At 67.5% G+C, this 22,647-nt stretch carries 17 protein-coding genes and 1 tRNA gene; 9 read left to right on the forward strand and 9 right to left on the reverse strand.

The window, feature by feature from the left end; translation table 11 throughout:
• Nucleotides 1–160: 160 nt before the first annotated feature.
• Nucleotides 161–1,519 carry a sensor histidine kinase gene (locus Aple_RS05480; RefSeq protein ID WP_170321296.1) on the forward strand — a complete coding sequence of 453 codons (1,359 nt, stop codon included), beginning with the start codon at nucleotides 161–163 and terminating at the stop codon, nucleotides 1,517–1,519.
• A gap of 340 nt (nucleotides 1,520–1,859) precedes the next feature.
• Here the strand turns inward: Aple_RS05480 and Aple_RS05485 are convergent, their stop codons facing one another.
• The gene (locus tag Aple_RS05485; protein WP_246264148.1) at nucleotides 1,860–2,672 is read right to left on the reverse strand and encodes a DUF3626 domain-containing protein; all 813 of its coding nucleotides are present in this window, start codon (nucleotides 2,670–2,672) and stop codon (nucleotides 1,860–1,862) included.
• Nucleotides 2,673–3,531: 859 nt separating this feature from the next.
• On the opposite strand from Aple_RS05485, the gene Aple_RS05490 reads away from it, so the two are divergent.
• Together Aple_RS05490 and Aple_RS05495 are read left to right on the forward strand one after the other, a co-directional pair.
• Complete coding sequence (locus Aple_RS05490) at nucleotides 3,532–4,335, forward strand: HipA family kinase (RefSeq protein ID WP_155343357.1); 804 nt, start codon at nucleotides 3,532–3,534, stop codon at nucleotides 4,333–4,335.
• A 7-nt stretch (nucleotides 4,336–4,342) separates the two neighbouring features.
• Nucleotides 4,343–5,233 carry a DUF3037 domain-containing protein gene (locus Aple_RS05495; protein ID WP_155343358.1) on the forward strand — a complete coding sequence of 297 codons (891 nt, stop codon included), beginning with the start codon at nucleotides 4,343–4,345 and terminating at the stop codon, nucleotides 5,231–5,233.
• A 58-nt stretch (nucleotides 5,234–5,291) separates the two neighbouring features.
• On the opposite strand, the gene Aple_RS05500 is transcribed toward Aple_RS05495, so the two are convergent.
• Complete coding sequence (locus tag Aple_RS05500; RefSeq protein ID WP_218038123.1) at nucleotides 5,292–5,555, reverse strand: GNAT family N-acetyltransferase; 264 nt, start codon at nucleotides 5,553–5,555, stop codon at nucleotides 5,292–5,294.
• A 603-nt stretch (nucleotides 5,556–6,158) separates the two neighbouring features.
• On the opposite strand from Aple_RS05500, the gene Aple_RS55455 reads away from it, so the two are divergent.
• Nucleotides 6,159–6,932 carry a collagen-like protein gene (locus tag Aple_RS55455; protein ID WP_155343360.1) on the forward strand — a complete coding sequence of 258 codons (774 nt, stop codon included), beginning with the start codon at nucleotides 6,159–6,161 and terminating at the stop codon, nucleotides 6,930–6,932.
• A 182-nt stretch (nucleotides 6,933–7,114) separates the two neighbouring features.
• On the opposite strand, the gene Aple_RS05510 is transcribed toward Aple_RS55455, so the two are convergent.
• Nucleotides 7,115–7,765 carry a DUF6518 family protein gene (locus Aple_RS05510; RefSeq protein ID WP_218038124.1) on the reverse strand — a complete coding sequence of 217 codons (651 nt, stop codon included), beginning with the start codon at nucleotides 7,763–7,765 and terminating at the stop codon, nucleotides 7,115–7,117.
• Between the two features lie 536 nt (nucleotides 7,766–8,301).
• On the opposite strand from Aple_RS05510, the gene Aple_RS05515 reads away from it, so the two are divergent.
• A complete protein-coding gene (locus tag Aple_RS05515) occupies nucleotides 8,302–8,634 on the forward strand; it encodes a hypothetical protein (RefSeq protein WP_155343361.1) in 333 nt (110 codons plus the stop codon).
• Between the two features lie 76 nt (nucleotides 8,635–8,710).
• Here Aple_RS05515 and Aple_RS05520 read toward each other — a convergent pair whose 3' ends face one another.
• Together Aple_RS05520 and Aple_RS05525 are read right to left on the reverse strand one after the other, a co-directional pair.
• Nucleotides 8,711–9,076 carry a hypothetical protein gene (locus Aple_RS05520; protein WP_155343362.1) on the reverse strand — a complete coding sequence of 122 codons (366 nt, stop codon included), beginning with the start codon at nucleotides 9,074–9,076 and terminating at the stop codon, nucleotides 8,711–8,713.
• Between the two features lie 135 nt (nucleotides 9,077–9,211).
• On the reverse strand, nucleotides 9,212–10,057 hold the full coding sequence (locus Aple_RS05525) for a helix-turn-helix transcriptional regulator (RefSeq protein WP_155343363.1): 846 nt from the start codon (nucleotides 10,055–10,057) through the stop codon (nucleotides 9,212–9,214).
• A 111-nt stretch (nucleotides 10,058–10,168) separates the two neighbouring features.
• Between Aple_RS05525 and Aple_RS05530 the strand changes: the two genes are divergently transcribed.
• On the forward strand, nucleotides 10,169–10,936 hold the full coding sequence (locus tag Aple_RS05530) for an SDR family oxidoreductase (protein WP_155343364.1): 768 nt from the start codon (nucleotides 10,169–10,171) through the stop codon (nucleotides 10,934–10,936).
• A gap of 3 nt (nucleotides 10,937–10,939) precedes the next feature.
• Here Aple_RS05530 and Aple_RS05535 read toward each other — a convergent pair whose 3' ends face one another.
• From Aple_RS05535 to Aple_RS05550, 4 genes are all read right to left on the reverse strand, one after another.
• Nucleotides 10,940–12,286 (reverse strand): FAD-binding oxidoreductase, encoded by a 1,347-nt coding sequence (locus Aple_RS05535; protein WP_155343365.1) that lies wholly within the window; start codon nucleotides 12,284–12,286, stop codon nucleotides 10,940–10,942.
• A 117-nt stretch (nucleotides 12,287–12,403) separates the two neighbouring features.
• Entirely contained in the window at nucleotides 12,404–15,181 is a 2,778-nt protein-coding gene (locus Aple_RS05540; RefSeq protein ID WP_170321297.1) for a helix-turn-helix transcriptional regulator, read from the reverse strand.
• Nucleotides 15,182–15,228: 47 nt separating this feature from the next.
• The gene (locus tag Aple_RS05545) at nucleotides 15,229–16,503 is read right to left on the reverse strand and encodes a glycosyltransferase (RefSeq protein WP_155343367.1); all 1,275 of its coding nucleotides are present in this window, start codon (nucleotides 16,501–16,503) and stop codon (nucleotides 15,229–15,231) included.
• A gap of 11 nt (nucleotides 16,504–16,514) precedes the next feature.
• Nucleotides 16,515–18,740 carry a GH92 family glycosyl hydrolase gene (locus Aple_RS05550; RefSeq protein WP_155343368.1) on the reverse strand — a complete coding sequence of 742 codons (2,226 nt, stop codon included), beginning with the start codon at nucleotides 18,738–18,740 and terminating at the stop codon, nucleotides 16,515–16,517.
• A 256-nt stretch (nucleotides 18,741–18,996) separates the two neighbouring features.
• Here Aple_RS05550 and Aple_RS05555 point away from each other — a divergent pair, with 256 nt between their 5' ends.
• The 3 genes from Aple_RS05555 (at nucleotide 18,997) to Aple_RS05565 (ending at nucleotide 22,323) form a co-directional block, all read left to right on the forward strand.
• Complete coding sequence (locus Aple_RS05555; protein WP_155343369.1) at nucleotides 18,997–20,238, forward strand: endonuclease/exonuclease/phosphatase family protein; 1,242 nt, start codon at nucleotides 18,997–18,999, stop codon at nucleotides 20,236–20,238.
• 320 nt (nucleotides 20,239–20,558) lie between these two features.
• A tRNA-OTHER gene (locus Aple_RS05560) sits at nucleotides 20,559–20,627 on the forward strand.
• A gap of 115 nt (nucleotides 20,628–20,742) precedes the next feature.
• Nucleotides 20,743–22,323 (forward strand): TROVE domain-containing protein, encoded by a 1,581-nt coding sequence (locus tag Aple_RS05565; protein WP_155343370.1) that lies wholly within the window; start codon nucleotides 20,743–20,745, stop codon nucleotides 22,321–22,323.
• Nucleotides 22,324–22,647: the final 324 nt, after the last annotated feature.

The following is a 22,647-nucleotide window of genomic DNA, read 5'->3' on the forward strand; positions in this document are numbered from 1 at the left end:
GAACGGTGACCGTGGCGGCCGCTGTCCGCGATGTTATGCGATGGGCATTTCATGCGGCGGTGCTGACGTTTGCCGCCTTTTGGTCGTTGCTCTTCCCAGAACCGGTAAGGATCGACATAGGAGATATCGCGGTGCCTCTGATCACGAGGGGATGGTCAGAGTGAGCTGGTGGCGTCGTCGCTCGATCCGGACCCGCCTGGCTGTGGTGGCCAGTGCCGTCATGGCGCTGCTGTGCACCGCTGTGGCGGTGTTCATCGTGGTGATGGTCCGGCAGGCGGCCATCGACGACCGGACCGAGCAGCTCTTCGCCAACGCCGTGATCCTGGGCGCTCAGATGCGCCGGCGCGTCCCCGATGTGATCGAGGGCGGTCCAGGGCAGGCGGTCCAGGTGTTCAACCCGGCCGGCACCATGGTCACGGCCAGCCTTGACATGGTGGGCAAGCCGCCGATGACGAACCTGCGCCCCGATCCCGACGCCTACGCCACCACCACCGTCTGCGACGGGAACGTCTTCCCTGGCCGGTGCATGATCGTGCTCGCCTACCCTTTCCACCGCGAGGACAGCGTCTGGCAGCTCAACATAGCCGCCCCCGACGTCCCCTGGTACGTCGGCTCGAAGCTGATCGTCCCGCTCGCCACCGGCAGCGTGCTGCTGGTCGCAGCGACCGCAGCGGGCAGCTATCGGATCGTGGGCAAGACGCTGCAGCCGGTGGGCGCCATCAGCGGCAACCTCGCCCAGATCACTGCCAGCGACCTGAAGCACCGTGTGCCCGTGTCGAAGTACCGCGATGAGCTGCGGGAACTGGCCGAGACCGCGAACCGGACGCTGGAACGCGCCCAGTCGGCGGTGGAGCAGCAGCTTCGTTTCGCCTCTGACGCCTCACACGACTTGCGCAGCCCCCTGACCGCCATACGTACCCAAATCGAGGAGGCGCTGATCGACCCGTACCAGGCCGACTGGCCACGAACCGCCGACGCGCTGCTGGACAGCGTGGAACGCATGCAGGCTCTGATCGGCGACCTGCTGCAGGTGGCCCGGCTGGACGCCGGCGTCATCGGCCACCACGAGCCGATCGACCTGACCAATCTGGTGACCGGTGAACTGGAGCGCCGCCCGGCCAAGGTCGACCTGCGCCACCGCCTCACGCCCGGTGTGACGGTGAACGGCTCGCGGATCGAGCTGACCCGGCTGCTGAACAACCTGCTGGACAACGCCGAACGGCACGCCACCTCCGCCGTCACCGTCACCCTGACGCTGGATGCCGGCGTCGCGGTGCTGGAGGTGCGCGATGACGGCGAGGGCATCGCCCCCGACCAGCGGGAGGCCATATTCCAGCGGTTCACGCGCCTGGAGGCCTCCCGAGCCAGGGACCCTGGCGGCACCGGGCTCGGCTTGCCGATCGCCCGGCAACTCGCCCAGGCCCACGGCGGCACCCTAACCGCCGAGGACAGCCCCCGCGGCGCCCGGTTCGTACTGCGCTTGCCCGTCCGCACCGCGCCTTGGCCGCTACCGGGATGAGCCTGCGTCGGGCCCGCACCGCAGGCCCCAGCACACGTTGCTCAAGCCGACCAACAAACATTCCTGTTTCTCGCAGCAATCTGGTGCCAGCAGTCTTGTTGGCGACAGCCCTGGATTTGGCTTGCTTAGGTATTCATCTCATAGCGGTACCAACGGTGCGGATCGCCGTCCTCGTGCAGCCATAGTGTCCCATCTCTGCCGATCATCCCCCGGGCCCAGCTGGTCGGGCGTCGGGTCGCTTGGCAGCAGCAGGTTCTCCCGGTCCGTCTCGGTGGTGCCATTGACCCGGTAAGAACAGGGCACTCACGGCTACTCAGGATCGAGCGCAACCGCCAGGCCGTCACGAGGCATGTTCCCTGCAATTCCCAAGCTGATAACACTGCAACGAGCCCTCACCCTGGCCTGTATCGAACGGCGAGCCGAAACGCGCCAGATAGTGCCAGACCTTCTTGAGCGCCTGCGGGTCATAGCGGCCCGCGCAGGCCGCATCGCCGATGATTCGCGGATCGAGATGACCGTCCACGGCGATCTCGGTAGCCAGGTCAACATATTCCTGCCCGCGATAGTCCGGATAGCGCCGCAGTTGATCAATGGCGAGCCGAAATCCCGCATGCCATTCAATTGGGCATGGAAGCCGGTGGGCGGCGGCTTGCACGGCTGTTCCGCGATAACTCGGATCCAGGACCAATGCCTCCACGTCACGGTCGAGCCTGACCGGTCCGTGCACCTGGGCCTCGATGTAGTCATCCAGGGCATCCGGATTATCGGCCGTAGCCAACTCGATGAGTGCCATGCGGGAGACGACGCCGAAGGTCGACGGTTCAAAGAAGCTGTCCGGATAACAGAACGTGGCTCGTGAAAGGGCCTCTGCTGTCAGCCTGAAGTGGGCGGATCCGAATCGCGCCGCCGCACCGATGGGCTTACGGCGGAAGTTCAGTGCGCCGTAGACAGGGCGATCGTGAGCAGGTGCGTGGTCGTATGCGCCGCCGAAGATCCTGCTCTCCCAGCGCCACCGGTCCCCGCCTGGATGAGCGGTCAGACCGCCATTGCTCGTACCCGTGATGAACTGCGAGTGGTAGAGGCCGTCGTCCGCGAGCCTGAGCAAAATTAGCCGGTCGCCCTCCCGTCGGTCCGGATGGAAGTTCAGCGTCACCCGCAGGTGGGGCTCGAGAGGGCCACCTGACGACAGGGCCGCGACATGGCGTAGGGCTCGCTCTTGCGGTGACCCGGACGTATCAGCGCTCATCTAGCCGATTCCCAAGCTGACAGTGTTCCTAGTGCCCAGTCACGCCAGGAGTTCTCCTCGTCGTCACTGAGCGGGAGGAAAGCTGGGCGGATGATGGTCACCACTGCATCTCCGCATAGGCGTGGACCTTCATAAAGATAGATGCGATCTCCTTCACCGACCGCGTGCCATGCCTCAGGAGACAGGGGAACCAGAACGGCTCTAGTGGATTCGCCCGGATGGAGCCATAGTCGATCGAGGCAGAGCACGGGTGCCCCGGTTTGGCTTAAAGGATCCTTGCGCCCTGCCACGTCCCAGTTCGGCCGATAGGAATACGGTTCGCCGGACACTCCGGACTTGCGTCCACCTTCTTCTGTGGTGAACAAACGCAACTGGACACCGACAACGAGTCCCGCCCTCTGTTCGCCCATACGGACATGATGACCTACCGCCTGATTTGGGAGCCACTCTGGGCGCCACCGGAGGTCGAGCCGCATGGGTATGAACAGCCGCGGTATTGACGACCAGCGCCGCGAACCGATTCGGACGCCGCTGGAGATCGTTTGCGAAGCCGGACCTGATCAGGGTGCCAGTGTTTTGAAAGACCGGGCAGCCCAACCCCGTTGTGATAGACCGTTGTTCTGCAGGTGCCTTTGGTCAGGAAATCACGGTAGAGCTTGGTGATCGTGGCGGGCCGAAGCACCCGACTGGAATGCCGTAGGAGCCAGGGCTTGGATCATTCGTCGGTACGCTCACACGGCCAGGGGGATACACGGGAGGTGGCTGAATGGTCGCCGAGGTCGACTGGGCAGGGCTCGTTAGCGGGCGTACCGATGACTTCGACCGGCTTCAAGCGGTGGCCGTCCTGGAACCTGGCCGGGCTTCGTGGGGGTCGCCTTTCCAGGCGCTGGGGAGTGATGGCAGCGACTACTTCGTGAAGACCCTTGAAGGCTGCTCCCGAGACTGGGCACGCGGCGCCCTGGTAGCCGAGTATGTCGTCAGCCAGGTCGGGGCGCTGATCGGCGCGCCCGTCTGCCCCAGCAGCCTGATCCGGATCCCTGAGGAACTTTGCGGCTACGAAGTCGCCAAGGGCCTGATCCTCAAGCCGGGTATCGGGCACGCCAGCAGAACCATCAGGCACGCGGATGAGCAGCGCGACATCTTGAACCGCAGGCGGCGTGACGATAACCGCAGCCGACACGTCGGCCTCTACGCCCTCTACGACTGGTGCTACGGCGACGATGCCCAGTGGCTGCACGACCTGAACGACGACTACGCCGTCTATTCCCACGACCACGGGCTGTACTTTCCGCCAAATACCGGGACGATCTCGCCCGACATCCTGCGCATGGCCAAGGACGAGCCGAACGAACTCCCAGACCTCAGGAATGGCTTAAGCCCCGAGTCGGTTTCCTCGGTGGCAGATGCCCTTGAGAAGATTGAACGTGAAGCCCTCGTCAACATCCTGTGCGGCGTGCCAGCATCGTGGCCAGCGGCCGACGAGGAGCTAGCCACGCTGGGCTGGTTCCTCGAATATCGCGCCACCGCTGTAGCAGCCCGAGTACGCGATCTGATCCGAAGGGAGAGATAGAGATCCGATGAGCCGCTATCTGTACTCAATCATCCGCTGCCTCCCCGATCCGCAAACGGGTGAGTTCGTCAACGTCGGGGTGATAGCTGGTGACCCGGACACCGGCGACTGGGCCATCCGCCGCCTGAGCAACATCGAACGCATCCGTAAGTTCGCTTCACAGGCGGCACTGGAAGTCTCTGATCGATTCATTGCGCGCATCACCGGTGAGATCGACGATGCGCGCGCGGCTGCCGAGGCGGACACGGGGGAGCCGCTCGGAGAAGCTTGGCTTAACCGGCTCTGCCGCGATCACCGTAACACCGTCCAGCTCAGCGCACCGGCACCCGTGCTGGCCGGCCATGCGGAGGCCGCGCTAGAGCTGATCTTCCGCAGCATGATGATCGATCCGGCTATGCAACCGCGACAAGAGACGGTCAGCCGGAACAGGGCGATCCAAGACCTGCGAGATGCCTACAACAGAGCAGAGATCCCAGGATCGCTATTGAAGCCGAGGGTGCGGGTCTTCGTAGGCGAACGGCTGCACTCTCCCATCGACTTCGCAGTCGCCAACGGCACGGTCGTGCAACTCACGCAAGCATGGTCTTTCCAGGTCACTGTGATCGATGACCTCTCAACCCGAGTGAAGGCATGGGGCTATGCCATCGAACGGCTGAGGCGAGGCGATGCGGCCCGCTTGGTCGATGCGCAAGATTCGGTTAGTGGAGTGTCCTCGGACGTGGACCTTCAGATTGTCGTGGTGCCCCCCAAAACAGCCCATCAAGGAATCGCATACGAAGAGGCCCAGCAGGTCTTCAGCGGTCTTGGCGCGGCGGTACACACTCTGGATGACGTTGACGCGGTCCCCGCCCGCGCTGCGGCCCTGTTGGCGGCTAGGAAGCAGCGCACGGCCGACTAGACCCAAGACGAGCTTGCGCAGGAGCGTGGCCGGGCCTGATCCTGCGTCGTTGACGCCGTCAGGTGTTGAGGGTCGCGGAGTCCGATTGGCTGAGAGTTGAGAGCCCGGCGCGGACCAGGGCCGAGCCGATGCCCTGTCGCTGGTGCTCGGGTAGCACGCCTAGTGGGCTGAGCGCTTGCACGTTGACCAGCCGCCTTGGGGCGTCGAGCAGGCTGCGGGTGAACATGACGTGCCCGACGACCTGTCCGGCGTGCTCGGCCACGAGGGTGAGTCCCTCGCCGGAGTGGATCCCGTCGCGCAGGGTGTCGACCAGGTTGGCCACGACTCCGCCGTGGTCGCCGAGCGCTCGTAGATGAACGTGACGTACGGGGTCCGCGTTGTCTCGAAGCTCTACTCCCGGAGGGTAATCGGTCTGTCCCGTCGTTGGCATCTTCGTTGGTCCGGTGACGATGGCCGGTGGCGTACCTATTCGAACTTCGCCAGCATGTTCGTCCCCAGCACTGATCAACATCCCGGTCATAGCTTGAGCCCGCTTCGTGTCGGGAGCGCGGTCGGTGGATTCGATGCCAAGCCGATCACTAGTCGCGGCCAAGTCCTTCTTCAGAGCCCTGCCCCAGCATTTGGAGCGACAGGAACAGAGAGGGAAGACGATGACCGACGATCTGGCTTTGCGGCACGTCGTACGTGGCCAGGTGGTCGTCCTGGGAGGGCAGGTCCGGTTGCCTGGAACCGTCGCGTGGGTCAGGGGTCCGCGTGGTTGCGGGCGTCGAGGAGGCGGCAGATGCCGCAGCCGTCGTGAGCCGCGTGAAGTCGGCCGGGGGCGTTGCGGTCAGGCGCGCATGGCCTGGTCCGCAGCAACGTCCTGTCCTTATGTCTCCTCACCCATCCAGCCCAACATTCAGGGCACGACTACGGAAGGCTCACTATGAAGAAGAACTTCGGGCGAAACGCCGCTATAGCGGCAGGTACCGCCCTTGCACTGACCCTCGGCGCGGCGGGTGTGGCGGTTGCCGCGATATCGTTACCCGGCGAAATCAACGCGTGCGTCGACGACAAGACCGGCGCGACCCGCATCCTGTCCGGCCTCGGCTGCGCGCAAGGCGAACATCAGATCACCTGGAACGTCCGCGGCCCGGCCGGACCGGTCGGGCCCACCGGACCCGCAGGCTCCACTGGCCCCGTGGGTCCAGCAGGCCGTGTGGGGCCGGCCGGTCCGGAAGGTCCGGTGGGGCCGACCGGTCCGGCGGGGGCCAAGGGGGAGAAGGGGGAGAAGGGCGACCCTGGCGTGAGCTACGGGGAGACATTCCTGACAGAACCGGCTAGTGCCATCTATCGGGCCGGGCAGGAGGCGGTCGATGTGGCCAAGCTCGCCCCGATCGCTCCCGCCTCGTACGTGATTCACGGGGACGTGACCTTCACGCAGATGAACGGATCGGATGTGGGCGGAACCGACCAGCGCTACACGGTCCGGTGCGACATCTACACCCAGGTTCCGGATAACCGGCGTCTCGTAGGAGGGCAGTACGCCACATTCGGCCCTGGTGGTCACGGTGCCCTGTCCTTCCAGGTGGCCACTACCACTCAGGTGTCCGGCTCGGTGACTCTCAGGTGCTACACCCTCACCGGGGCCGGCGTCGATGTCTACTTCAGGAACATACGGCTGATGGCGACGAGCGTTCCGAAGATCACCGTGTCATGACGTCGTCCTGATCCCTCGGACGAGACAGGCCAGGGCAGGACGTGTTCGCGGACGACGCGAGACGGGCGGGGCCGGCACCGGACCCAAGGCGGGGGAGCTTTCACCACCCGCGGTCCCGCGACCCAGCCGCATCCCCGATAGCCCGACGGCTCCCGGCCACACCCGGCCGGGGGCCGTCCCGTTCACTCGGAGATGAGCTGGAGGGGCAGTTCAACGATCGCGTAGGCGAGGAGTGAGAAGGGAACGGCGACCAGGAGGGCCAGTGCCCGCTCCTTGTGTGTGCGGGCCATCAGCAGCGGTACGAGGAGGAAAACTGCCAGGCTGGCCAACGCCTGGGGGGTGTAGTTCAGGACCCAGGCATAGTAGATGGCCTCCATGCCGAAGACACCCGCGAGCGCGGCCAGAGCGGTGACGCGCTGCCCGCTGGATCCCCGCCGCCACCAGAGGCCCGCGATACCGAAGATCGGTCCGGCGACGAACGCTATCGCCAGCCACACGAGCGGAAAGAACAGGCTGCCCATGCCGTCCCTGCCGAACTCCGCGTAGCCGTAGTAGCCGATGACCAGTCCGGCTTCGGCGCACAGGCCGCCGAAGGCCGCGATGGGCAGGGAGGATCGACCGGCAAGCAGGGCGCCGGCGGCGAACGCGGCGACAGACCAGACCGCGCCGGAGTTGGCCACCTGGTTCCAGGCTCCGGGCAACCAGCCTTGGGCAAGATTGGTGAGCACGCCCAGAGCGAGGCCCCCGGTCAGCGACGCCCCCAACGCGTATGCCCATGCTCGCGCGTTGCGTGTGGAGGTGTGAGTGGCCGGGGGAGAACCGTACTCGCTCATGGTCGTGCTCCTTGCTCGCACGCGCCGGGAAGCGGCGGCGTGGGTGGTCGGCCGGGCAGGGGTCTTCTCACGAACGTGAGCCCAGTTCCAGTAGCTTTGGGCGATCCCGTGACGCCGGGCGGTCGGGCCTTAGAACGTGAACGACGCCCGCCCGTGTTCGTACGCGGCTCGCGCCCGCGTGGTCACCCGCTCCTCGGTGTAAACCATCCAGCAACGGTATATCTCGATTCGAGGCACGTCGGCACCAGGCGTCTGGCTCCGCAGCTGAAGGGCAGCAGCCCTTGGTGGGTGGCCGTGCACGCGAGAACGCGGGATGTCTTCCCGAGCCCGCCCCCCAGACGACAGCAACCTCGGTCGAGCCGTCCTGACCGGCCGTGGAGCGGGGTTCAAGGCCTTCGCGGGTCAGTGGATGATCCCGTCACGTCGGGTTCGTGACTCGCATAAAGGCAGTTGTTTTCGCACTACAAATCGGTCTTGCATAGGAAAGTTTCCTAATAAATACTCGCGGGTGACGACGTAGAACCCGGGAGGTTCCCATGCTCCGCCGTGTGTTCGCCTTCATCGCCACCGCCGCTCTCGCCTCGGTCGGCTTCCTCTCCGCCGCCACCCCGGCCCAGGCCGCCATCGTCGACATCCCGTTCGGGCCCTTGTCGATCGGCGAATACTGCACCGCCAAGATCCACCCCGATGCCTGGATCGGCTTCTACGAGGCCTCTGGCCTCAGGTGCTACACCCCGTCGGGCTCCTCCGGCCTGATCTTCCGGGGCACCGGAGACCCCTACCTGGCCTGCAAGCACCTCACCGCCGACGTCATCATGGCCGCCCTCCGCGGCCCTTCCGACGGCATCATCTGCCGAGCAGTTCGATAGACGCACGCGAAACGCCCGCCCCCCGAGATCGCGGGGCGGGCGTCCGTGCCTTGTCGGCCAGGCTGCCGGTGAGGGCTTAGGGAACCTGGACGAAGAAGGGCTGATTGGCGGCTTGGCCGTTGGTGCCGGTGTAAACCAGGACCGTGTTCGAGCCGGCACCGCAATAGATGCTGTCGGTGCTGGCGTAGATCTCGCTGCCCCGGTCCGCGCCTGCTTGCAGGGTGGCGATCGGAACCGACCGGGCGGCGGAGATGCGCCGGTCCAGGTAGATGCAGTACTTGCCGACGTTGACTCTGGTGACCTTGATCACGCCTTTGGAGCTCACGACTGCGCCGGTCTTGGTGACCCGGACCACCGCCTGAGCGTATGGGGCGACGGGGTCAGCGAGGGCGGTGCCGGTGAGCGCGAGCACGGGCGCCATCGCCGCGGCCGCAATGATCATTGTTCTCATCATGATCTCTATGCCGTCCTTCAGAGGAGCCTTGTTCACGGAATGCATGCACAATTATCACTCTGTGGGCTCTTATGGTCACGCTTCGTGGTTTCCTTGGCGTGGCGGCCGACGGATCCGGAGCGGCTAGCCGCTCTTGACGAAGTGCTCTTGGCCCAGTATGGCGAGTAGCTGCAGCTTCTCGTACCCCTCGGTACGCGGGGGAGCGGTGAGCACGAGCAGCGCCTGAGACTGGTCCTCGGTGAACAGCACCTGGCAGTCCAGCTCGATCGGGCCGATCTCGGGATGGATGAGCGTCTTATGGTCCTCGAAACGCTTCGCGACCTCGTGCCGATCCCATATCTCGGCGAACTCCGCGCTCGCCTTCTGCAGCGCCCGTACGAGCTCGCCAGCCCGGGACTGAGGGCCCATGGATCCGTAGGCGGCGCGCAGGTTCGCGACCTGGGCGCGGCTTTGCCTGTCGCGGTCGTCCTCGGGATAGCGCAGCCGCTCGGACGGATCGGTGAACCAACGATAGATCTCGCTGCCGGCCAGGCCCGTATAGCGGGACTTGTCGCCGAACAGAGCGTCGGCCATCCGGTTCTGCACCAGAGTCTCGCCCAGGTTGGACAGGATGAGCGCCGGGGTGTCGTGGAGCCGGTCAAGCACCCGAAGCAGCGCGGGGGCGACGTGCGTCGCGGTCGTCACTGACTCTGGGGCGTTATGTCCGGCTATCCGGAACAGGTAGTCGCGCTCGTCGCCCGTCAGCCGTAGCGCGCGGGCAAGCGAGGCGAGCATCTGCTCGCTGGGCTGCGGACTGCGGTGCTGCTCAAGCCGCGTGTAGTAGTCGGCCGACATCGCGGCGAGAGCCGCCACCTCCTCGCGTCGCAGTCCCGGGGTCCGGCGGCGCGCGCCCGCGGGGAGCCCGACATCCTCCGGCCGCAGCGCCTCACGGCGACGGCGCAGGAAGTCGGCGAGTGCTCTGCGGTCCATGCGTTCAGTATCCGCCCCGCGCCCGAAAGCTCACGACCGCCAGCCAGGGATCGCCGATCCCCCGATAAGCGCTCTCTGCACCGGTGGCCGCCCGCCGCTCAGACTGCAAGCATGAAAATCTCAGGAAACACGATCTTCATCCCGGGGGCCACGAGCGGCATCGGCCTGGCCCTTGCCCTCGCCCTGCGGGCCGAGGGCAACACCGTCATCGTCGGAGGCCGCCGCACCGAACTGCTCGACCGGATCGCGGTGGAGCACCCCGGCATCGACACCGTACGGATTGACACCGCCGACGCCGCGAGCATCGACGCCGCCGCGAAGGACGTGCTGGCCAGACACCCGGACCTCAACATCCTGGTCACCATGGCCGGCATCATGCGCATCGAGGACTGGCACCAGCCCGAGTCGTTCCTCGCCTCGGCCGAATCGGTCATCACGACCAATGTGCTCGGCCCGATCCGCCTCATCGCCGCGTTCATCCAGCACCTGCGGGCACAGCCCGACGCCACCATCGTCACGGTCTCGTCGGGCCTGGCGTTCGCACCGCTCAAGATCACACCGAGCTACAACGCGTCGAAGGCCGCGATCCACATGCTCAGCGAGTCGATCCGGCTGCAGCTCGCCGACACGAGCGTGAAGGTCGTGGAACTCGAGCCGCCGTCGGTCCGCACCTCGCTGCTTCCCGGCCAGGAGGACAGCGAGTTCGCGATGCCGCTCGACGAGTTCGTCGCCGAGGTCGTCGCGCTGCTCCGGGCGCAGCCCGACGCGAAGGAGATCCAGGTCGAGCGCGTGAAGTTCCTGCGCTACGGCGAGATGCGCGGCGACTACGACCAGGTGGTCGAGACGCTCAACGCATCTGACCCGCACGGCAAAAGGTGACAGCTACGCCGGTGGTATGTGGTGGTTGCCGCGGAACAAGTCGTCCGGGTCGTACAGGGCCTTGACACGACGAAGCCGATTCCAGGTGTCGGTGTCGAAGAAGGCGCTCCCGTCCGCCGGTTCCTCGACGAAGTTCAGGTAATCGCCGACGCGGTGGGGCGCGAAGACGGCGGACAAGGCTTCGAGCTCCGCCAGGACTGCCGGCTTCGCGGCCGCCTCGGGGACGACTCCGAGGCCGAACACCGCGATGTGGCCGGGGAGCGTCGCGCGCGCTCCCGCGCCCGGCTCGTGCCGGGCCAAAGCGCCGCCCATGTGGCGGAACTGCACCATCGTGAGTGGCGAGCCGGGGCCGGCGATCCGCGCCACGTTCTCGATCGCGGCGGACGGCATCTCGTCGATCAGAGCGGTCGTGGTCCAGTACGGCAGCGGGTCGGGCGGGTCCATCGCGAGCTCGCTGAGGGCGGCCGGCGGCTGGGTCGCGAACGTGTCCATCTCGGGGCCGAGCAGGCGTAACGGTCGCAGCAGTTCGCGCCCGTCGGGCTCGGTGCCCAGGAACGCCGCCATGACGATGATGAAGGAGCGTCCGCGAAACATCTCGGGGACGGATGGCAGCGGCGGGAAGTGCAGGATGGTGGCCCACGTGGTGATCTCCTCGGGCAGAGCCGGCAGCAGGTCGGTCCATGCGTGGAGGATCTCGGAGGTCCGCTCGATCGGGAAGAACATCGCGCCGGAGTAGAGCTCGCGTACCGGGTGAACGGCGAACTCGATCGCGGTCACGATGCCGAAGTTGCCCCCTCCGCCGCGCAGCGCCCAGAACAGCTCGGGCTCGTGTGCCGGGTCGGTGCGGATGAGATGGCCCTCGGCCGTGACGAGCTCGATCGCGGTCACCGCGTTCGCCTGCATGCCGTACTTGCGGGCGAGCCAGCCGATCCCGCCGCCGAGCGAGTAGCCGACGATTCCCACGTCCGGCGAGGAGCCGTGCAGACCCGCGAGCCCGAGCTCGGACAGGCGTGGTGTCACCTTCTCCCATTTGGTCGCGGCGCCGACGCGGACCCGGCGGGCGTCGGCGTCGATCGAGACTCCGGTCAGCGCCGATGTGTTCAGGATCAGCGTGCCCGCCAGCGAGCCGAGCGGGCCGGGGTTGTGTCCCGTGGCCTGGGCGGCGATGCGGAGACCGCGCCGGCGCGCGTAGGCGATCACGGTGGCCACCTCGCGATCGTCGGCGGGGAAGGCGATCGCCTCGGGGCGCTGGTCGATCAGCAGGTTGAAGGTCCCGCGGGCGGCATCCCATTCGGGGTAGTCGGGGTGGACGATGCGGCCCAGGTCGCTCGCGATGTCGACGATTGTCATCTGAAGATCCCTTCACTCGATGTCCCCGCCAGCATCCGGCGATGGCGGCCCGGCGGGCATCGAGGCGGATCCCATACAACCGCCCCAAGGATTTCGAGTGGGGACCCCTAGGAATCCCTAAGTGATCGCGGCGAGCACGCGCTCAAGTTCGGACCGCGAGCGGATCCCGAGTTTGCGGTACGCGTTGGAGAGATGGACCTCCACCGTCCCGGGAGTCACGTACAACTCCTGGGCGATGTCGCGATTGGTGCGCCCGGCGGCCGCGAGGTCCACGACGCGGCGCTCTCCGGGCGTGAGCGACTGGACGCCGCTGAGCGCGTCGCGCCGCGGGCGGGCGCCGCTGGCGTGCAGCTCCGAGCGGACCTGTTCGGCGAGGCGTTCCGCGCCGCAGGCACTGGCCACCTCCAGGGCCCGCCGCAGCGGCTCACGCGCCTCGGTCGGCTTCCTGTCCCGTCTGAGCGCGAAGCCGAGTGCGGCCAGCGCCTTCGCGTGCTCCAGCCGCGCGGTGGATCCTTCGAGTACGGACACGGCCTCCCGCAGCCTGTCTTCGTCGCGCTCCAACACGCCCAGCACCCGTAACGTCCGCCCGAGCGACCACGGCGCGCCGAACTCCCGCGTGACCTCAAGCTCCTGCCTGGTCAGCTCGATCGCCTCCGCGCGGCGGTCCAGCCGGTCGAGCGCCTCGGCCTTCAGCGACCGCCACCAGAGCCTCGCGGGATCGGGAATGGCCGCGCAGTGCGCCGCCAGTTCGTCGGCCGTGGCCACAGCCTCCACCGCACGGCCGGCGGCGGTGAGCAGCACCACCCGCGTCCCCAGCCACCAGCCCGTCGTGTTCTCGCCGGGATCGATCGTTCCAAGGCGTACCAGCAGGCCGGACACATCGGAGCGGCCACGCTCATGCAGGGTCTCGGCCAGGAAGGTGCGGCAGATGCTGACGGAGGAGTCGGCGTGACCCCAGAGTGCGAACTCGCTCTCGGCGGTCCGGAGTGACTCCTCGGCCGCGGCCAGGTCACCGCGCCGCAGGTTGCTGAAGCCGTGCCAGATATGAATCGATGCCGCCGATAAGAGCGACCCGCGCCGGTGCGTGTCCGCGATGACCGGCTGCCAGACCTCGACCACCTCGGGACGGTCTGTGACGACGAGGGTGACGATCGCCGCGAACACGATCAGGGCGGGATCGGCCGCCCTGAGGTGGTCGCCCGCGAGCGCCGCGAGGGCCAGCGCGGCGCACTCCGCGGCGTTGCCATCGGTGCAGACCGCCTCCCACGCGGCCATGGCGGCGAGCATTCGCGAACCGGGGCCTCCGCCGGGGAGGCGGCGGTACTCGCGGAGACGAGACAGGTGTCGCGGGTCGCCCGCCCTGAAGATGATGGTCATGAACTCGAACGCCTCGAGTCCCATGCGAAGGTCGTCCAACTCGTCCGGGAGTTCCGTCGCCGCCCGCCGCGCGATCGACGCGGCCTCCTCGGCTGATCCCAGGAACAGCAGCGCCCTGCCCAGCAGCCCGGCCGCCGCGGCGCGGGAGGCGGGTTCGGCCAACTCCTCGTAGGCGAGGGCCAGGTGCTTCGCCGCAGCCTGGCCGCTCGTGAACACTTCCGCCGCGCCCAGTTCCAGCAACAGCCGCCCCCGGTCGGTGTCCGCAGGGGTGTCATCCAGCGCACGCCGCAGGTAGGCGACGGCGCTGTCCACCGCTCCGGCGTGCATCGCGTCGCGCCCCGCCTCCCGCAGCAACTCGGCGGCCCAGCGCTCACCGCGCGGTGAGGTGTGCAGCAGCTGCGCAGCCACCTGCTCGGCGGGTGCACCGCGGTCCCGAAGGAGCGCCGCCGCCCGCGCGTGCTGCAGCTCGCGCTCCCCGGGGGACAGCTCATGGTAGATCGCGTCGCGCACCAGCGGGTGGACGAAGGAGAGTGGCAGCTCCGGGCGCAGGATGTCGGCATGGGCGAGGCCGCGCGTCGCTGCGGCCAGGCGCCCTTCCGCGACGTCGGCCAGCTTGGCCACCGTGGGGATTCCAGCCCCGTCGCCCAGCACCGCGACCGCCTGGGCGACCGCCCGGGCCTCGGCCGGCAGGCGGGCAAGCCGCAGCAGGACCGTACGCGACACCGCCTGGGGGCCGATGGCCTTGACGCGCCCGACGTGCCCGGCATCCGGGCGCACGCCCTCGCTGCGCAGCGCCGTGACAAGCTGGCTGAGCAGGAGCGGGTTGCCCCCCGTGGACTCGTGGCAGGCGGCCAAGAACCCCCCGTCCGGAGCCATTCCCAGGCGCTCCTTGATGAACTCCGCCACGCCCGCCCCGCTCAGCGGCCTGGGACGGACGCTGATCGCGGCCGGGTCATGCGTGATCTCCCCGAGTAACGCGGGGTCGGTGCCGGGTTCGGCGTCTCGCAGGCCCATGAGCAGCAGGATGGGCTGGCTTTCCAGTCGCCGGGCCAGGTACGCGAGGAACAGCAGCGACGGCCGGTCGCACCAGTGCAGGTCATCGACGGCCAGCAGCAGCGGAGCATCCTCCGCCAGGTTGAGAACAAGCCAGTACAGCCCGTGCAGGGAGGCGAAGGTAGCGCCCCCACCATCCGCGCCGGAGTCCGGCTCGCCGAATACCGCCGCCGCTGAGACCGCCGCACCGGCGAGCAACGCCTCCCTGCGCTCCGGCCCCGCCAGCTCCGCCTCGAACAGCTGCCGGACCACACCGAACGCGAACTCCCCTTCGAGCCCACTGCCACGGGCCCAGAGCACGCGCATGGACCCCTCCGCGCGACGCCGGATCTCGGCCAGCAGCCGGCTCTTGCCGATCCCGGCGGGTCCCTCGACCACCACCAGACGCCCCGCTCCGGCGGCGGCCCGCGCGAAGTGGGCGTCGAGTTCGTCGAGTTCACGTCCGCGTTCGAACAGCCCGTCCATCTCGCCCATGCTAAGCACGGAGAGCCCGCGTAGCCACGGGCCGGTCGTCAGCGAACCCCGGCGGCGAGTGCCTCCTGGGGGAACAGGTCGTCGAAGACCGCGGCCCGGTCGAATGCCATCGCGCGGGTGCGCGCGCGTAGTTCCAGGTCCTGCCGCTCGGCGGCGGACATGTCCAGGACCACCCGGTCCACGGTCGCGGCCAGCGCGCCGATGTCGCCGGGCTCGACGATGACGGCGGTGTCGCCGACCGCCTCGAGGGTCCCGCCCGTCATGGTGGTGATGATCGGTCCACCGCCGGCCAGCATCTTCTCGGCCAGGGCGATGCCGAACGTCTCGACGAAGTCGGGCTCGGGCTTGGTCGGCAGGGCGTAGGCCGCGCAGCCGCGCATGAGCAGCGGCTTCTCGTGATCGTCGACATCGGTGAGGACGACCACCCGGTCGTCCTGGTTGGCCAGCGCCTGGACCTGCTCCAGCGACGGCCCGGTGCCGGCGACGACCAGTTTCACGCGTGACCGGCAGCGCATCCGGCCGAAGGCGGTCAGCAGGTCGTAGATCCCCTTGGCCGGAGTCACCCGGGACAGGAACAGGATGTACCCGTCACGCTCCAGACCGCGTCTCGCGAGCGCGGCGTCCACGTGCGCCGGATCCAGGTCGAGAAAGGCGGCGGAGTCGATCGGGGGGTAGCTGACGGTCACGCGGCGACGGCATTGATCGGCGAACGTGGTGCCGCAGCGAGCGTCCACCTGCTCGGCCGAGGCAATGATCTCCTCGCGGGTGTACTCGGAGACCGCGACGACCTCGTCGTTGGCCAGGAATGTGGTGAACAGCAGGGTCGCCGCGCCGAACCTGTCCTCCCGCAGGCACGACCGGATCACGTTGGTCACGTCGGAGCCGACCGCTTTCACGATGGTGCGGACGTTGGGCGCGAACCCGGCCGCGCGCGCGGACGCGACCGCGTCCATGACCACCGCGGCGTGCGGCATGAGATACATGGACAGGCAGGTCGTGGGCACCGGTTCGGCGAGCAGCTCGACGAGGCGGCCGGTGAGGCCCGCCTGGTGGCGGCCGTCCGGCACCCGGTAGTCGCCGACCGCCTCGGGCCGCTCCACGGTGATCCCAGGGCTGTACGGCAGCAGCCGGTCCAGCGGTTTGAGCGGCAGCCCGGCCGCCTGCAGCGTCGAAATAGGCCAGGTCAGCAGCCGTACGTCATCGAACCCGCGGGTCAGCGCCACCTCGGCGAGGTTACGGGCTTCGCCGGAGTGGCCGCAGATGACCGGGTCAGCTCTGACCGCGATGACGAGACGGCGACGGGGGGTGGTCATCGTGCTTCCTCCTATGTCGCGGGCGGATCGGAAAGGGACGGGGGCCGGACCTGCCGTCCCCACGCCGAGGGCTCCGGGCCCAGGCGCAGGTGCAACCGGCCGCCACGGTGCACGGTGGTGGCGCTCAGGTGCGTCGCGTGCAGGGGTTTGCCGTTGAGGGTCGCCGACTGGACGTACTGCGCGGGTGGGTCACGATCGATGCCGTCGACACCGATCGGTGTTTCGCGGTGGCCGCTGGTCTCGATGACGAACTCGTTGCCGCCGGCCCGGAGCACGGCCCGCTCGAACGCGGGCGCGTTGATCAGGAACAGGTTCTGCCCGGCGATCGGGAACAGCCCCAGCGACGCCCAGACATACCACGAGCTCAGGCCGCCGGAGTCGTCGTTGCCGGGCAGACCGCCAGGTCCCGTACCGAACTGCCAGGTCAATGCCGACTGTACTATCTCGGCCGTGCGGTCGGGGCGGCCCGAGTAGTGGTAGGCCCACGGCGCCTCCATGTCGGGCTCGTTGTTCAAGCCCTCGAACCGGTTCAGGGCGTATCCGGCCGCCATCTCCGCCGGGTGCGGGCGCTGGCCGGGCTGCTTCACCGGGGCGGCGCCGAAGCCGAAGAACTTGTCCAGCTTGTCGATGAAGGCCTGGTCGCCGCCGGCCAGGGCGATCCGCGCGGCCATGTCGTGCAGCAGCCGGAACGAGTAGTTCCACTTGCCGCCCTCGTAGAACTCCGAGTCGCGCAGCAGTCCCGTGCTCGGGTCGAAGGCGTTGGTCCACTGGCGGCTGCGATCCTCGAGGTCGTTGGCCAGGCGCTTGTCGTTCAGCGCCCGGGCTACCTGTGCGGTGCAGTGGTGGCCGTAGGCGAGGTCGAGGGTGTGGGTGATCGGGTGCACCACGCCGTGCTCGAAGAAGTCCTCGCCGTACATGCGGCGCAGGTCATCGGCCATGTGCACGAGCGCCCAGTTCCAGTCCAGGCCGGGCAGGCCGAGCGCGTGGGCGTCCGCGAGCGCGGTGTGCGCGAGCGCGCTGCCTTGGCGGAAGAACCGGTCGGCGCCGCGAGCCATCCGGTAGCCGATGGGAAAGTTGCCTTCCTCCTCGCAGACCCTGATCAGCGACTCCAGCAGGTCTGCGGCCCGGTCCGGGACGATGGCCGCGAGGAGCGGCAGCTGCGTCTTGTAGATGTCCCACATGGTGCACACGTCGAACGCGTACGGTCCAGGGGTCGGCCAGAACGGGCTCTCGTCGTCGCCGAAGCACGGCTTGATCAGCGCGTGGTAGAGCGCCGTCGCGTACACGGTGCGGCGGGCCGGCGTGCCACCCTCGACCCGGACGCGGTCGAGGTGATCGCCCCAGCGAACCTGGGTCTGGGAACGTACCGCGTTGAACGCCGGGCGCGCGTGCCCGCACTCGCGTTCCAGGTTCTCTCGCGCCTGGTCGCACCCGCGCAGCGAGAACCCGAGCCGCACCTCGATGGTCTGCCCCGCTACGGCCGGGCCCATGAAGAGCATGCCGAAAGGTCGCAGCGTGGTGTGCCGGATGCTGTCGAAGTCCAGGCGGGTGCCGCCGTCGATGAGCCGCCGGTCGTACCAGAGCATCTGCCGCCAGCCCGGGCTGTCGACCTCCACGTACACCGACAGCGGGACACCCTCCATCACCACCGTGCCCTGGGCCCGGCCGTGACCCATGTTCTCCACCTGTGCCCGCAACGGCACCGTCCGGCCGAGTTCGATGGCCAAGCCACCACAGGACAGGTCGATCACGACCCGAGCGCTGCTGTGCTCCGGAAACGTGTACCGATGCACGGCGACCTTGGTGCCCACGGTGAGCTCGCAGCGAACCCCGGTGTCGAGCGTGGCCGCGTAGTAGCCCGCCTCCGCCACCTCGTCGCGCAGCGGCCAGGCTTCGCCCAGCACGTCCAGCGGCTGCACCATCGGGGTGACCCGGACGTAGTTGTAGTACTTGCGGATCGCGCCGGTGCCGGACTGCTGGAAATGGGTGAACCCGGACGCCTGCAGCTTCTCGAACATCTCCTCGGGCACGCCCTCGGTGTTCTTCCGGTACCGCCCGTATCCGGTTGGGTACGCACCCGAATAGGCGCAGGCCGAAACCATGCCCAGCGGCGACGTAGCACCCGGATGGGTGTTGCCTACCTGAGGTTTCGGCCACCACCAAGTAGCGGCCAGACCGCGCGCTTCAGGCAGGTCGGTGGCCGCGATGCCGATGAATGGATCAACGTTGTCGAGGATGTCGGGACTCTACCCAGCACGCTCCCACCTTAGGTTTCAGCAAGATGAAATCCTTCGTCCAGCGCTACAAAAAACTGTCTCTGTGGTGCTCTGATCTCTCGCTGTAGTCGTGGCGAAGGGCGACCGGCAAGGAACTCGCAGGCTGGCGGTTGCCATACGGTTGCCAATTTGTCACGGGGGTTGTTGAGGATTCGGGCCATAGGTGCCTATGGCCATAAATGCCATGATCCGCCTGAATCCAATCGTAGGAGTAATCATGATCTTCCGGCGTGTCCTGGCCGTCGCCGCGGCAGTGGCTATCGCCCCCCTGTGGGCAGGTACGGCCACCGCGGACAATGGCCACCGCACCAAAGGTTCGGAGAAGGTGCGCTTCGCCACCTTCAACGCGTCTCTCAACCGGAACGCGGAAGGCGACCTGGTCCGCGACCTGTCCACGCCGGCGAACACCCAGGCGAAGGTGATCGCCGAGATCATCCAGCGCGCGCGGCCCGACGTGGTCCTCATCAACGAGTTCGACTACGACGAGAACGGCACGGCCGCGCGGCTCTTCGAGCAGAACTACCTGTCGGTCGGGCAGGGCGGCGCGAAACCCATCTCGTACCGGTACCGCTTCACCGCGCCGAGCAACACCGGCATCGCCTCCGGCTTCGACCTCAACAACAACGGCGCGACCGTCACCACGCCCGGCGCCCCCGGCTACGGCGACGACGCCCTCGGCTTCGGCAACTTCCCCGGCCAGTACGGCCTGGTGGTCTACTCGAAGTACCCGATCGACCTCCGGAACGCCCGGACCTTCCAGAAGTTCCTCTGGAAGGACATGCCCGGCGCCCTCCTGCCGGACGACGCCGCGACCGCCGCACCCGCCGACTGGTATTCGGCGGAGGAGCTCGCGGTGTTCCGCCTGTCCTCCAAGACCCACTGGGACCTGCCCATCCGGATCGGCAAGCAGTCGGTGCACTTCCTGGTCAGCCACCCGACGCCGCCCACCTTCGACGGGGCGGAGGACCGCAACGGCCGGCGTAACCACGACGAGATCCGGTTCTGGGCCGACTACGTGCGTCCCGGGCACAGTTACATCTACGACGACCGCGGCCGGCGCGGCGGGCTCAAGCCCGGCGAGGCCTTCGTGATCGCGGGCGACGAGAACGCCGACCCCAACGACGGCGACAGCTACGGCCAGGCGATCCAGCAGCTGCTCGAGCACCCGAAGATCAACAGTCGCTTCACGCCCTCCAGCGATGGGGCCGCGGAGGCGTCGGCCCTGCAGGGCGGAGCGAACGCGACCCACACCGGCGACCCCAAGTACGACACGGCGGACTTCGCGGACACGGCGCCAGGCAACCTCCGGGCCGACTACGTGCTCCCCGCCAAGTGGCTGAAGACAACAGGCGGAGGCGTCTTCTGGCCGGTCTCAACCGACCCGCTGTCCCGCCTCTCCGGCGTCTTCCCCTTCCCCAGCTCCGACCACCGCCTCGTCTGGCTCGACCTGAAGCTGTAGAGCATGAAAGGCGCACTGTCGCAGCGCCTCCAAAGGGTGGCGCAATATTCAGATGTGATGTCGCAGGGAACCGGATAACGTAGGAAATGCTTCAGGCGCGAAAGTTCCGGTTGCTTATTCCTGCCAAGAGCTGGCGGAGCTCATCGCGCCGATATTGGCGTGGTGAACAACTTCATATGCACCTCTCCGGTGCGTCGTTTGCGGTTACTTCTTCACGCCCGCTCGGGTGGATCCGGATTTCGGGTCTGGCCGAGGGGTGTGAAGAACCCGGACAACCGCTGGCACTCTGATCTCGGAGAGGCACAATCTCAGCAGCGTGCCCGGTGCGCAGGCTACGGTTCCTTCGATTCGAGATCGAGAGGTTGTAGGTTCGAATCCTGCCGCCCGGCCCTCCCGCCGGACGTAGCTCAGTTTGGTAGAGCGCTTAGTGTCCGTCGCCGCCTTGATCTCGGGCACGACTTCTGAAGATTGGGCCTCTCCCCATTTTAAGGAAGGGGCCCTTTCATGTCAAAGTTCAATTCCGGCAAGGCCCAGGCGGCCGTGTTCAGTCCGGTTACCACGGAGGCCAATCCGACCGGTCTCACGCACGAGGGCGCGCCCGGATACGTACGTGACGCCAAGGGCGAGCTCTTCCTTCTCGCGATTTCGAACATGGTCGGCGAGGACACCTTCTACGAGAAGGCGGGCGCCCGTGACGAGCGGTTCCGCGCGCTGGTCCACCAGGTTGCCGTGGAGGACGTGGACTGGATGTCGCGGTTCCTGCCGTGGCTGCGTGGCACCGCGAACATGCGGTCCGCGCCGGTGGTCGCGGCGCTGGAGTCGGTACGGGCGCGCCTGGCGGCCGGTCTGCACGGGGGTAACCGGGAGCTGGTCGATGGCGTGCTCCAGCGAGCGGACGAGCCGGGTGAGGCGCTCGCTTACTGGACGTCCCGCTATGGCCGTACCATCCCGAAGCCGGTCAAGCGCGGCGTCGCCGACGCGGTGCGGCGGCTCTACTCCGAGCGGAACCTGGCGAAGTACGACAGCGACTCCAAGGGTTTCCGGTTCGGTGACGTCGTCGATTTGGTGCACCCGGCTCCGCACGCCGACAAGGTGAGCTGGCAGGGCGACCTGTTCGCGCACGCGCTCGACCGCCGGCATGGCCGTGACAAGCCGATTCCGGAGGCGCTGCGCATGCTCCGCGCCCGTGCCGAGCTGCTTGCTCTGCCGGTGGGGGAGCGGCGAGCGGTGCTCTCCGAGCCGGAGCGGCTCGCGGCGGCGGGCATCACCTGGGAGGCGCTGGCGGGCTGGCTGCAGGGGCCGATGGACGCCCAGGCATGGGAGGCGATTCTGCCGTCCATGGGCTACATGGCCAATCTGCGTAACCTGCGCAATTTCGACGAAGCGGGGATCAGTGATGAGGTCGCCAACGGGGTGATCGCGAAGCTCTCCGACCCGGATGAGGTGGCGCGGTCGCGGCAGCTGCCGTTCCGGTTCTACTCGGCCTACCAGGCGGCTCCGTCGCTGCGTTGGGGTTACGCGCTGGACAAGGCGCTGTCGCTGGCCACCCAGAATGTGCCGACGTTCGGCGGGCGTACGCTCGTGCTGGTGGACACGTCCGCGTCGATGAGCGGTGGCGCGATCTCGGCCAGGTCGACCGTGACTCCGGTCCAGGCGGCGGCCCTGTTCGGTGTCACGCTGGCGGCGAAGGGCGAGCAGGTGGACCTGTGCGGGTTCGCCGACGGCGTGTTCCTGCACAAGATCAACGCGGGCGCGTCCGTGCTCAAGGAAGTCGGCAGGTTCTGCGGTCGTATCGGCGAGGTGGGGCACGGCACCCAGATCGCCGAGTCGATCCGCCGCACCTACCAGGGCCACGACCGCGTCGTGATCCTGTCCGACATGCAGACCATGAACGGGTACGGCGGCAATGTCACCGAAGCCGTTCCGAAGCACATCCCGATGTACGGTTTCAACCTCCAGGGTTACCGCCACGCGGCGATGCCCACGGGTAAGGCCAACAGGCACGAGTTCGGTGGAATGTCGGACGCGACCTTCAAGCTGATCCCCCTGCTGGAGCGGGGAAATTCGGCCGGCTGGCCGTTCTAGGTTAATGGGAACGCCGTCGTGGGCGTTCCCATTAACGCCTAGCGGAATGAATGGTTGCTCGCCGTTATTCGGCGCCGTTTCGGCGTATCGAGATCAAGGCGAGCAGGGCTCCTGCCAGGACGGTTAGGATTCCGCCTGAGATCAGGACCGTGAGGCCATGTGTGCCGGTGAATGGCAGCAGGCCGGATCCAGATGATCGCGAACTGCCAGGACCGCTGTGCGGTGAGTCCGGATCATGGCGGGATGCACCGCCCCCAGGTGATCGACGATCAGGCGAGGTCGAATCGCCACCGGCGGACGTAGCGTCACGTGAGGTCGAGTTGC

The organism is Acrocarpospora pleiomorpha (assembly GCF_009687885.1).
Taxonomy (GTDB): domain Bacteria; phylum Actinomycetota; class Actinomycetes; order Streptosporangiales; family Streptosporangiaceae; genus Acrocarpospora; species Acrocarpospora pleiomorpha.

What these genes read in the sequence shown, in the direction of transcription:
- Aple_RS05525 (WP_155343363.1), bottom strand. Translation starts at nt 10,057, where the DNA reads ATGGACCGCAGAGCACTCGCCGACTTCCTGCGCCGTCGCCGTGAGGCG.
- Aple_RS05540 (WP_170321297.1), bottom strand. Translation starts at nt 15,181, where the DNA reads ATGGACGGGCTGTTCGAACGCGGACGTGAACTCGACGAACTCGACGCC.
- Aple_RS05520 (WP_155343362.1), bottom strand. Translation starts at nt 9,076, where the DNA reads ATGATCATTGCGGCCGCGGCGATGGCGCCCGTGCTCGCGCTCACCGGC.
- Aple_RS05495 (WP_155343358.1), top strand. Translation starts at nt 4,343, where the DNA reads ATGAGCCGCTATCTGTACTCAATCATCCGCTGCCTCCCCGATCCGCAA.
- Aple_RS05555 (WP_155343369.1), top strand. Translation starts at nt 18,997, where the DNA reads ATGATCTTCCGGCGTGTCCTGGCCGTCGCCGCGGCAGTGGCTATCGCC.
- Aple_RS05510 (WP_218038124.1), bottom strand. Translation starts at nt 7,765, where the DNA reads ATGAGCGAGTACGGTTCTCCCCCGGCCACTCACACCTCCACACGCAAC.
- Aple_RS05490 (WP_155343357.1), top strand. Translation starts at nt 3,532, where the DNA reads ATGGTCGCCGAGGTCGACTGGGCAGGGCTCGTTAGCGGGCGTACCGAT.
- Aple_RS05535 (WP_155343365.1), bottom strand. Translation starts at nt 12,286, where the DNA reads ATGACAATCGTCGACATCGCGAGCGACCTGGGCCGCATCGTCCACCCC.
- Aple_RS05545 (WP_155343367.1), bottom strand. Translation starts at nt 16,503, where the DNA reads ATGACCACCCCCCGTCGCCGTCTCGTCATCGCGGTCAGAGCTGACCCG.
- Aple_RS55455 (WP_155343360.1), top strand. Translation starts at nt 6,159, where the DNA reads ATGAAGAAGAACTTCGGGCGAAACGCCGCTATAGCGGCAGGTACCGCC.
- Aple_RS05530 (WP_155343364.1), top strand. Translation starts at nt 10,169, where the DNA reads ATGAAAATCTCAGGAAACACGATCTTCATCCCGGGGGCCACGAGCGGC.
- Aple_RS05565 (WP_155343370.1), top strand. Translation starts at nt 20,743, where the DNA reads ATGTCAAAGTTCAATTCCGGCAAGGCCCAGGCGGCCGTGTTCAGTCCG.
- Aple_RS05515 (WP_155343361.1), top strand. Translation starts at nt 8,302, where the DNA reads ATGCTCCGCCGTGTGTTCGCCTTCATCGCCACCGCCGCTCTCGCCTCG.